This window comes from Streptomyces sp. YS-3 (assembly GCF_045257485.1).
In the GTDB taxonomy this organism is placed as follows: Bacteria; Actinomycetota; Actinomycetes; order Streptomycetales; family Streptomycetaceae; genus Streptomyces.
This window is the reverse complement of record NZ_JBJHPC010000257.1, coordinates 1-9,977: the sequence shown is the minus strand read 5'-3', so window position 1 is coordinate 9,977 and position 9,977 is coordinate 1. Positions and strand designations below refer to the sequence as shown.

The 9,977-nt window shown below is 71.8% G+C and carries 9 protein-coding genes and 2 pseudogenes; 6 read left to right on the top strand and 5 right to left on the bottom strand.

Annotated features, from left to right (window positions below; translation table 11 throughout):
- A pseudogene (locus ACJA3G_RS20890) lies at positions 1–381 on the bottom strand (GNAT family N-acetyltransferase); the annotation flags it as partial.
- A 29-nt stretch (positions 382–410) separates the two neighbouring features.
- Positions 411–677 carry a protealysin inhibitor emfourin gene (locus tag ACJA3G_RS20885; RefSeq protein ID WP_406554539.1) on the bottom strand — a complete coding sequence of 89 codons (267 nt, stop codon included), beginning with the start codon at positions 675–677 and terminating at the stop codon, positions 411–413.
- Positions 678–1,123: 446 nt separating this feature from the next.
- Between ACJA3G_RS20885 and leuA the strand changes: the two genes are divergently transcribed.
- The 4 genes from leuA (at position 1,124) to ACJA3G_RS20865 (ending at position 5,419) form a co-directional block, all read left to right on the top strand.
- Positions 1,124–2,893 (top strand): 2-isopropylmalate synthase, encoded by a 1,770-nt coding sequence (gene leuA, locus ACJA3G_RS20880; protein WP_406554538.1) that lies wholly within the window; start codon positions 1,124–1,126, stop codon positions 2,891–2,893.
- 164 nt (positions 2,894–3,057) lie between these two features.
- Positions 3,058–3,777, top strand: a complete 720-nt coding sequence (locus ACJA3G_RS20875) for a TerB family tellurite resistance protein (protein ID WP_406554537.1) — start codon at positions 3,058–3,060, stop codon at positions 3,775–3,777.
- Positions 3,778–3,810: 33 nt separating this feature from the next.
- Positions 3,811–4,560, top strand: a complete 750-nt coding sequence (recO, locus tag ACJA3G_RS20870; protein ID WP_406554536.1) for a DNA repair protein RecO — start codon at positions 3,811–3,813, stop codon at positions 4,558–4,560.
- Between the two features lie 16 nt (positions 4,561–4,576).
- Entirely contained in the window at positions 4,577–5,419 is an 843-nt protein-coding gene (locus ACJA3G_RS20865; RefSeq protein WP_406554535.1) for an isoprenyl transferase, read from the top strand.
- A 33-nt stretch (positions 5,420–5,452) separates the two neighbouring features.
- Here the strand turns inward: ACJA3G_RS20865 and ACJA3G_RS20860 are convergent, their stop codons facing one another.
- Positions 5,453–6,121: a ScbR family autoregulator-binding transcription factor gene (locus tag ACJA3G_RS20860; RefSeq protein ID WP_406554534.1), complete on the bottom strand. Its 669-nt coding sequence runs from the start codon at positions 6,119–6,121 to the stop codon at positions 5,453–5,455.
- Positions 6,122–6,316: 195 nt separating this feature from the next.
- Between ACJA3G_RS20860 and ACJA3G_RS20855 the strand changes: the two genes are divergently transcribed.
- Both ACJA3G_RS20855 and ACJA3G_RS20850 read left to right on the top strand, forming a co-directional pair.
- Positions 6,317–7,219 (top strand): ScbA/BarX family gamma-butyrolactone biosynthesis protein, encoded by a 903-nt coding sequence (locus ACJA3G_RS20855; RefSeq protein ID WP_406554533.1) that lies wholly within the window; start codon positions 6,317–6,319, stop codon positions 7,217–7,219.
- 53 nt (positions 7,220–7,272) lie between these two features.
- A complete protein-coding gene (locus ACJA3G_RS20850) occupies positions 7,273–8,118 on the top strand; it encodes an SDR family oxidoreductase (RefSeq protein ID WP_406554532.1) in 846 nt (281 codons plus the stop codon).
- Between the two features lie 73 nt (positions 8,119–8,191).
- Here the strand turns inward: ACJA3G_RS20850 and ACJA3G_RS20845 are convergent, their stop codons facing one another.
- Together ACJA3G_RS20845 and ACJA3G_RS20840 are read right to left on the bottom strand one after the other, a co-directional pair.
- Positions 8,192–9,427, bottom strand: coding sequence for a cytochrome P450 (locus ACJA3G_RS20845; protein ID WP_406554531.1), 1,236 nt, complete (start codon positions 9,425–9,427; stop codon positions 8,192–8,194).
- A gap of 420 nt (positions 9,428–9,847) precedes the next feature.
- Positions 9,848–9,977, bottom strand: a pseudogene (locus ACJA3G_RS20840) (2-oxoacid:ferredoxin oxidoreductase subunit beta); the annotation flags it as partial.

The following is a 9,977-nucleotide window of genomic DNA, read 5'->3' as shown; positions in this document are numbered from 1 at the left end:
GGCCTCCGGCGCGTCGGGGGACAGCACCATCAGCGGATGGGCGTGGACCGCGAGGCCCGACGCCTCCACGGCCGCCCGCAGCCCGGGCGCCACCTCGTGCACCCACTCGAAGGCCTCGGGTATCCCCAGCTCCCGCTGGCGCGCCCGTACCCGGTCGACGTCCGCCGCCGACACCGGCCCGGTGCGGCCGAGCGTGGGCCGGGCGTAGAACGGCCAGCCCGGGCCCTCCCGTACGAACAGGGTCAGCGGGCCGAAGTCCTCCGCGCGGGCCGACGTGCGCGGCACCGCGTCGTAGTAGCCCTCCAGGAGCCGCAGGCCGGCGGGGACGGGAGGCCCTGCCGCGTCGGGCGAGTCCGGCGAGCCCGGTGTGCTTGTCTTCATGCCGCGCATCAAAGCAAGCCCGTCCCCCGCTACGCACCCTCTTTGAGTACCTGCGACACCAGCGTCCGCTGGGCCTCGGACAGCCGGGGGTCCGCGCAGTGGACCGTACGGCCGTCGACCGTGATCTCGTAGTGGAAGCCGTCGGGCACGCCCGGAGACGGTTCGGCCCCGCTGTCGGCGAGGGCGGCCTCCGCCAGGGCGTGCCACTGGGCCGCGTCGGGCCGGCCCGAGGTGTCGACCTCGGCCCGGCGCTCGATGCCGGCGAATCCTCCTGTGCGGGTCACCTGGATGCGCATGCTCCCTGTCTAGCAGCGCACCGGGCGCGCCGCCCCCGCGTCGGCGGTACGAAGTACGTGAAGCCGGCGAACGGCCGCGCCCGGCACGGGAACGTGGCACCGGGTCGTGGCACCGGGTCGCGGCACCGTCACCGCACGCCACCACGGCCGCGACGCCGGTGCGCGACGCCCGCCGGGCGGCGGCCCGGTCAGGGACTTTGGTCCCTGGTCCCCTCGGGGACGTCCCGCATACTGAAACGGGTCCGGCGCTTTCGGCGCCCCTCGGCTAGGCTGCGGCACATCATGCGTTTCGGGCTGCTTCTCCTTAGCTGCCGCGGCGAGGGCCTGTAAGTCGTAGGCCGACCCCCTCCCCGCGGGACCTGGTGCTGCTTCGACCAGTCGGCCTCCCCCAAGCTCTCAAGGAGCGGGGGGACCCCCAGCCCGAAGGCCCCGAGGAGCCCTGCGCGATGTCCGAGAACCCTGTGTCTGTCGGTCGCCCGACGCCCGTCACCAACGCGACCCACACCCAGAAGCCGTCCGGGATGCCGATCCACAAGTACGGCTCCTACGAGGCCGTGCCCATCCCGGACCGCACCTGGCCCGAGAAGCGGATCACCAAGGCGCCGCGCTGGCTGTCCACCGATCTGCGCGACGGCAACCAGGCGCTGATCGATCCCATGAGCCCCGCCCGCAAGCGCGAGATGTTCGACCTGCTGGTGCGCATGGGCTACAAGGAGATCGAGGTCGGCTTCCCCTCCTCCGGCGAGACCGACTTCAACTTCGTACGGTCGATCATCGAAGAGGGCGCGATCCCCGAGGACGTGACGATCTCCGTCCTGACCCAGGCCCGCGAGGACCTGATCGAGCGGACCGTGGAGTCCCTGCGCGGCGCCCACCGCGCCACCGTGCACCTGTACAACGCCACCGCCCCGACCTTCCGCCGGGTCGTCTTCCGCGGCTCCAAGGACGACATCAAGCAGATCGCGGTGGACGGCACCCGGCTGGTGATGGAGTACGCGGAGAAGATCCTGGGCCCGGAGACGACCTTCGGCTACCAGTACAGCCCGGAGATCTTCACCGACACCGAGCTGGACTTCGCCCTGGAGGTCTGCGAGGCGGTCTGCGACGTGTGGCAGCCCGAGGAGGGCCGCGAGATCATCCTCAACCTGCCCGCCACGGTGGAGCGTTCGACGCCCTCCACGCACGCGGACCGGTTCGAGTGGATGAGCCGCCATCTGACCCGCCGCGAGTTCGTCTGCCTGTCGGTGCACCCGCACAACGACCGCGGTACGGCGGTGGCGGCGGCCGAGCTGGCGATCATGGCCGGGGCCGACCGCATCGAGGGCTGTCTGTTCGGTCAGGGCGAGCGCACCGGCAACGTCGACCTGGTCACCCTGGGCATGAACCTGTTCAGCCAGGGCGTCGACCCGCAGATCGACTTCTCGCAGATCGACGAGATCCGCCGGACCTCGGAGTACTGCAACCAGATGGAGGTCCACCCGCGCCACCCCTACGCGGGCGACCTGGTCTACACCGCCTTCTCCGGCTCCCACCAGGACGCCATCAAGAAGGGCTTCGACGCGATGGAGGCGGACGCCGCCGCCCGGGGCGTCACCGTCGACGACATCGAGTGGGCCGTCCCGTACCTGCCGATCGACCCGAAGGACGTCGGCCGCTCCTACGAGGCGGTCATCCGGGTCAACTCCCAGTCGGGCAAGGGCGGCATCGCGTACGTCCTGAAGAACGACCACAAGCTGGACCTGCCGCGCCGGATGCAGATCGAGTTCTCCCGGATCATCCAGGCGAAGACCGACGCCGAGGGCGGCGAGGTCACGCCCGGCCAGATCTGGTCGGTCTTCCAGGACGAGTACCTGCCGAATCCGGCCAACCAGTGGGGCCGTATCCAGCTGCGTTCCGGCCAGACCACCACCGACAAGGACGGCCGGGACACACTGACCGTCGAGGCGGTCGTGGACGGCGTGGACACGGTCCTGACCGGTACCGGCAACGGTCCGATCTCGGCCTTCTTCGAGGCGCTGGCCGCCGTCGGCGTGGACGCGCGACTGCTGGACTACCAGGAGCACACGATGAGCGAGGGCGCGTCCGCGCAGGCCGCCTCGTACATCGAGTGCGCCATCGACGGGCAGGTCCTGTGGGGGATCGGCATCGACGCCAACACCACGCGCGCCTCGCTGAAGGCGGTCATCTCGGCCGTCAACCGCTCGGCCCGTCCGTAACTCCGGGCGTCCTCCGGTGCCGCACGGCGCCCCACCGGCCCCTGGCGGCCGGTGGGGCGCCGTCTTTGCGCCACTCCTCTCCACAGGGTGCTGACGCCGCCTCGCCGATGTGGCTAACATCACGTCAACGCGGCAATGTTGCCGGTCCGTTACGGAGGTGTGCGGTGGTGCTAGGCCGGGGACACGACGCGACGAACCCTCGCGCCGCGGGCATCCTCGAACGCGTGTGGACGGTCCGGACGGCCTGGACCACCGTGGGCGACGGGGAGTTCTTCTGCCCGGAGTGCGGGGGCGACCGCAACTTCCGCCGCCGCACCGGCCGTCGGCGCCTGGCCGTCCTCGGTGTCCCGCTGCTGCCGCGCGGCGCCGCCGGGCCCGTGGTGGAGTGCGCGGCCTGCGAGACCCACTTCGGTACGGACGCCCTCGACCACCCCACCACCACCCGCTTCTCGGCGATGCTGCGCGATGCCGTGCACACCGTCGCCCTCGCCGTCCTCGCCGCGGGCGGCACCGCCTCCCGTACGGTCACCTCCACCGCCGTCGCCACGGTCCGCGCCGCCGGGTACGACGACTGCACCGAGGAGCAGCTGCTCACCCTGATCGAGGCGCTGGCGGCCGACACCGGGCGCTTCCTCACCGACACCGAGGCCGACCCGTGCGGCGCGGCCCTCGCCATCGAGCTCCATGAGTCGCTGGAACCGCTGGCCCCGCACCTCGCCCCGGCCGGCCGCGAGTCGATCCTGCTCCAGGGCGCCCGGATCGCGCTGGCCGACGGGCCGTACCGGCCGGCCGAGCGCGAGGTCCTCACCACGGTCGGCGGCGCGCTCCAGCTGTGCGCGGACGACGTGGCCCGCCTCCTGGCGGCGGCCCGGACCCCGTCCTGACGGAGCCCGCCCGCGCGGTGGAACAATGGCCCCATGAGTCTGTTCCGGGACGACGGCATCGTGCTGCGGACCCAGAAGCTCGGTGAGGCCGACCGGATCATCACGCTTCTGACCCGCGGGCACGGGCGGGTGCGCGCCGTCGCCCGCGGAGTGCGCCGCACCAAGTCCAAGTTCGGCGCGCGCCTGGAGCCGTTCTCCCATGTGGACGTGCAGTTCTTCGCGCGCGGCAGCGAGCTGGTCGGCCGCGGCCTGCCCCTGTGCACCCAGAGTGAGACGATCGCTCCGTACGGTGGCGCGATCGTCGCCGACTACGGCCGGTACACCGCCGGTACCGCGATGCTGGAGACGGCGGAACGGTTCACCGACCACGAGGGCGAGCCCGCCGTGCAGCAGTACCTGCTGCTGGTGGGCGCGCTGCGCACCCTCGCGCGCGGCGAGCACGCCCCCAATCTGGTCCTCGACGCCTTCCTGCTGCGCTCGCTCGCCGTCAACGGCTACGCGCCGAGCTTCGAGGACTGCGCGCGGTGCGGCATCCACGGCCCCAACCGGTTCTTCTCCATCGCGAGCGGCGGTGTGGTCTGCGCCGACTGCCGGGTGCCGGGCAGCGTCGTACCCTCTGCGGAGGCGGTCGGGCTGCTGAGCGCGCTGCTGACGGGGGACTGGGCGACGGCCGACGCGAGCGAGCCCCGGCACGTGCGCGAGGGCAGCGGTCTCGTGTCGGCCTATCTGCACTGGCATCTGGAGCGCGGCCTGCGCTCACTGCGGTACGTAGAGAAGAACTGAGGGAGAAGAAGGCCACATGGCACGACGCGGAATCCTGGGCGGCCGGTCCCGGCGCGAGTACACGACCCCCGAGCCGCACCCCTCGGGTGCGCGCCCGCCGAAGATCCCCGGCGAGCTGGTGCCCAAGCACGTGGCGGTCGTCATGGACGGCAACGGGCGCTGGGCGAAGGAGCGCGGGCTGCCGCGCACCGAGGGCCACAAGGTCGGCGCCGAGCGCGTCCTCGACGTGCTCCAGGGCGCGATCGAGATGGGGGTCGGCTCGATCTCGCTGTACGCCTTCTCCACCGAGAACTGGAAGCGCTCGCCCGACGAGGTGCGCTTCCTGATGAACTTCAACCGCGACTTCATCCGCAAGACCCGCGACCAGCTCGACGAGCTCGGCATCCGGGTGCGCTGGGTGGGCCGCATGCCCAAGCTGTGGCGCTCGGTGGCCAAGGAGCTCCAGGTCGCCCAGGAGCAGACCAAGGACAACGACCGGCTCACGCTGTACTTCTGCATGAACTACGGCGGCCGGGCCGAGATCGCCGACGCGGCGAAGGCGCTGGCCGAGGATGTGAAGGCGGGCCGGCTCGACCCGTCGAAGGTCGGCGAGAAGACCTTCGCCAAGTACCTGTACTACCCCGACATGCCGGACGTGGACCTGTTCCTGCGCCCCAGCGGCGAGCAGCGCACCTCCAACTACCTTCTCTGGCAGAGCGCTTACGCCGAGATGGTCTTCCAGGACGTGCTGTGGCCGGACTTCGACCGCCGGGACCTGTGGCGGGCCTGCCTGGAGTACGCCCAGCGCGACCGCCGCTTCGGCGGGGCGCTGCCCAACCTCGACATCCCGCGCCAGGACGGTGCCACGGCCTCCGAGTGACCCCGCGCCGGGGCGGGGCGGCGGCCGGGTCGGTCAGACCGCCGCCGCCGCGCACTCGGCGTCGTGCGCCGGCTCCAGCTCGGCGGTGAGCCGCGCGCCGCGGTCCTCGGAGAAGTCCAGGGCCGCGAGCACCGAAGGCACCGCGATGCTCGACATCACATGGCGCTGCAGGACCGCGTGGCGGTGCGAGAGGTCCTGGTAGTCGCTGAGCGTCTGCGACATCATCTGGAGCCCGGCGAAGGCCCCCACGTACAGCTCGGCGGTGTCGGAGATGACCACGTTGGGCATCAGCTCGCCGCGCTGCTGAGCCAGCGTCAGCACCTCGACGTTCACCTCGCTCCAGTGCCGGAACGGGCCGGTGCGGTCGAGCCCCGTGGCCTGCTGGTCGAGGGTCAGCCTGATGCTGGCCCGGACCAGGTGGTCGGTGCGCAGGCGGTGGGCGAGCACCGAACCGGAGTCGATCAGTTCCTGGAGCTTGACGGGCTGCGGCGGCAGCGAGGGGCCGGAGCCCTGCTCGTTCAGGACCCCGTGCGCGAGCGCTTCCTTCGACTGGAAGTGGAAGTACAGCGCGCCCTTGGTGACTCCGGCCATCTTCAGGATGTCCGTGATCGTGGCGGCCTGGAACCCCTGCTTCTCGAAGACGATGGCCGCGGCCTCCAGGATCGCCCTCCTGGTGCGGATCGCACGGTCCTGCTTCGCCACGCTGCCTCCTCGTGTTGCGCCGCGATGTCGACGCTGTGAACCTTCGGGACCGTCCGCGCCCCGCACTTGAAAAAAACCGTCTAGTTTGTATCTTAACAGTGGTACGCATGACTATGTTTCTTCGTACATGTCTCGGGGGGAGCCATGTCTCCAACAGAAGCAGTATTGACCAGCGCCATACCCATAACCGGGGCCGTGCCCACCACCATGACGCAATCGCACCCGGTCTCGCCGGAACTGGTCCATCGGGCAAGGGCTGCTGACGCCTTCCCGCACGGCTGGCGCCGACGCGACGAACACACCTTCTCGGTCGCCGCCCACTGGCCGCACGACCACGTGTTCTTCGAACCCGTCGCGGGCGGTCTGCACGATCCGCTGCTCGTCGTCGAGACGATGCGGCAGTCCGCGATGCTGATAGTGCACGCGGGCTACGAGGTGCCCCTCGACTACCACTTCATGCTGACCGACCTCGAATACACGGCCAACGACAGCCAGTTGGACGTCGGCGGACAGTCGGCGCTCATCGACGTGGAACTGGAGTTCTCCCGCCTCGAATGGCGCGGCGGCAGGCTCTCGCGCCTCAAGGTCCACTGGGTGCTGCGCCGCCTGGGACGCCTGGTGGCCACCGGTTCCGGCCAGGCCCGGGTGCTGAGCCCGAGCGTCTACCGGCGCCTGCGCGGCGACCGTACGTCCCCCGGCGCCACCGAGCACCTCCCGCTGCCCGTCCCCGCCGACCTGGCGGGCCGCAGCCGCCCCGCCGACGTGGTGCTGTCGCCGTGCCCGCAGGAGCGCGTCTGGCGGCTGCGCGTGGACACCACGCACCCCACGCTCTTCCAGCGCCCCAACGACCACGTACCCGGCATGCTCCTCCTGGAGGCGGCCCGCCAGGCGGCCAGCGCGGCCCTGGGACCCGCGCCGTATGTGCCGGTCGCGGGTGACATAGCGTTCCACCGGTACGCGGAGTTCGACAGCACCTGCTGGATACAGGTCACCGACGCGGCGCCCCGGCGCCCCGGGATGACCAGTGTGCAGGTCACCGGCCACCAGGAGGACAGCCTGGTCTTCCTCGCCACGCTGTCGGCGCCGCGCGCCGGCTGACGGGCGCGACGAGGACCGGCCGCCGGGGTGAGCCGCGGGAGAAGGGGACGACGATGATTCTGGTGACCGGCGCGACCGGGACCGTGGGGGGCGAGGTCGCCCGACTGCTCGCGCCCGCCCACCCGGTGCGCGTCCTGGCCAGACGGCCCGAGCGCGTGACGGCCGGCGGACCGGCCGTCGAGGTGGTCGGCGGCGAGTACGCCGACCGCGACAGCCTCGACCGCGCCCTCCGGGGCGTACGGGCGGCCTTCCTGGTCACCGGCAGCATCGGGGAGCCCGACGACGTACGGTTCGCGGAGGCCGCCCGCGCGGCCGGGGTGCGCCATCTGGTCAAGCTCTCCGCGCTGGCCGTCACCGACCCGGCCGCCGACGACCTCATCACCCGCCGCCAGCGCGAGAACGAGACGGCCGTACGGGAGTCCGGGCTCGCCTGGACCCTGCTGCGGCCCCGCGCCTTCATGACCAACACCCTGTCCTGGGCGCGGTCGGTACGCGAGGAGGGCGTGGTGCGCGCGCTGTACGGGGACGCGCCCAACGCGACGGTGGACCCGCGCGACATCGCGGAGGTGGCGGTGAGGGCGCTCACCGAGCCGGGCGTCCACGAGGGCCGCGCCTACGCGCTCAGCGGCCCCGCGGCCGTCACCGCCGCCGAGCAGACCGCGCTCCTCGCCGACGCCCTGGGCAGGCCGCTCCGGTTCGAGGAACTGGGCCCCGAACGGGCCCGTGCCGCGCTCCTGGCGCGCTACCCGGAGCCGGTGGCCGAGGCGCTGCTGCACAGCGCCGAGCGCCAGCGGGCCGGGGCGAAGGCCGCTGTCTCCCCGGACGTCCGGGAGCTGACCGGCCGCCCGGCGCGCTCGTACGCCGCGTGGGCCCGCGACCACGCGCCCGCCTTCGCCTGACCCGGCGGCGCCGCCTCCCGTACGGGAAGGGGCCCCGCCGCGACCGGTCGGCAGGGCCCCTTCTTCCTTGCCCCTAGCAGTTGTTCAGCAGGAGCGGCACCTCCCGGTGCCCGTTGGAGATGAACGACGGGAGCTGGGCGAGCCCTTCGACGGGCGTCGCGAGGGCCACGTCGGGGAAACGCTCGAAGAGGGCCGACAGGGCCACGGTGGCCTCCATACGGGCCAGCGGCGCCCCCAGGCAGTAGTGGACGCCGTGCCCGAAGGCCAGGTGCTCACGGCGCAGCGGACGCGACGGGTCGAAGCGGTCGACGCTCTCGCCGTGCACCTCGGGGTCGCGGCCGGGCCCGGCGAGCGCGATCAGGATCGGTTCGCCCCGGGGGATGAGCACACCACCGATCTCGATGTCCTCCACGGCGTACCGCAGCGGCACATGGGCGGCCGGCGGCTCCCAGCGCAGGGTTTCCTCGATCACGTCCTCCCAGGTGACTTCGCCGCTCCGGACGCGGGCCAGCTCCTCGGGGTGGGTGAGCAGGGCGCACGCGGCCTGGTCGATCAGGTTGACCACGGTCTCGAACCCGGCCGAGATCATCAGCAGCAGGGTGTCCACGAGCTCGACCTCGGTGAGACCGCTCCCGTCGTCCTCGTCGCGGGTGGCGATCAGACCGCTGGTCATGTCGTCACCGGGGTTGGCGCGCTTGAAGGCGATGAACTCGTTGAGCGCCACGTAGAGTTCGCGCCCGGTCGCCTCGGCCTCCTCGGGGGTCACCTCCGTAAGGAAGGTGATGTCGATGAGGCGGCAGAGCCGGTCGCGCGAGCTCTCCGGGACCCCGAAGAGCTCGCAGATCACCTGGACGGGCAGCGGGCTCGCGAACGCCCTGCGCAGGTCGACCGGCCGGCCCTGCGGGGTGTCGGCCAGCTTGTCGAGGAGGTCGGAGACGATGTGCTCGATCGTCGGGCGCAGGGCCGCCGTCTGACGGGCGGTGAACGCCCGGGACGTCAGCTTCCGCAGCCGGCTGTGCTCCTCCCCGTATGCGGTGATCATGCTGCGGACGGATATCCACAGGGCCAGCGGCCAGGTCCGGGGGATGTCACCGTTGATCCACGCGGGCCAGTGGCGTTCGGCGTCCTTGGAGACGCGCGGGTCGGTCATCAGGCTCTTGGCGGCCTCGGCACCGGTGACCGACCAGGCGGCCACGCCGCCCGGCAGCTCGATCCGGGCGACCGGGCCGTGCTCGCGGATACGGGCGATCTCGCCGTGGACGTCGGTCCCGGAGGCGTCGATGGCGAAGGGGCATTGCTGCTGGGGCATGGAGCTGCTCCGTAAGGACGGGTCGGGGGTGCGTGTCTGTGCCCGTGCGCTGGTGAGCCGGCGTACTTCTGTGCCGACCACTGTGGGCGCAGGGGAAGAGGGGCGTCGACAGGGGTGTCGTTCCCTGGCGCGCTCTCGACGTGGGAGGACAGCCGTGGGCGCCGCCGGTACGGCGGGCCGTCGGGCGGGTCCGGACAGCGTCGGCCGCGGAAGAGGAGCGGCCCGGCGCCGCGGCGGGCGGGACCGGAAGCCGGGCGAACTCGCGCGAGATCGCGAACGAGTTCGCGGACGAGATCGCGGACGTACTCATAACCGTGCGGTCATATGCCCTCCCCCCACTTGCCCGGACGAGAGGACATTAACGAACCGGGCCCCCGGTTTTCCATGGGGGTCCGGTTGATGGTGCTGGTTCTGGTGGTGTCAGGGGGTGACGGTCCAGGTGTCGTTGCCGGTGAGGAGGGTGGTGAGGTCGCCTTTGCCGTGTTGTTCGATGGCGTGGTCGAGTTGGTCGGTCATTTGGGTGTCGTAGACGGGGCGGTGGGTGCTGCGG

Excerpts from the sequence above, each read along its gene's own strand:
- leuA (WP_406554538.1), top strand. The coding sequence starts at position 1,124 with ATGTCCGAGAACCCTGTGTCTGTCGGTCGCCCGACGCCCGTCACCAAC.
- ACJA3G_RS20865 (WP_406554535.1), top strand. The coding sequence starts at position 4,577 with ATGGCACGACGCGGAATCCTGGGCGGCCGGTCCCGGCGCGAGTACACG.
- recO (WP_406554536.1), top strand. The coding sequence starts at position 3,811 with ATGAGTCTGTTCCGGGACGACGGCATCGTGCTGCGGACCCAGAAGCTC.
- ACJA3G_RS20850 (WP_406554532.1), top strand. The coding sequence starts at position 7,273 with ATGATTCTGGTGACCGGCGCGACCGGGACCGTGGGGGGCGAGGTCGCC.
- ACJA3G_RS20885 (WP_406554539.1), bottom strand. The coding sequence starts at position 677 with ATGCGCATCCAGGTGACCCGCACAGGAGGATTCGCCGGCATCGAGCGC.
- ACJA3G_RS20845 (WP_406554531.1), bottom strand. The coding sequence starts at position 9,427 with ATGCCCCAGCAGCAATGCCCCTTCGCCATCGACGCCTCCGGGACCGAC.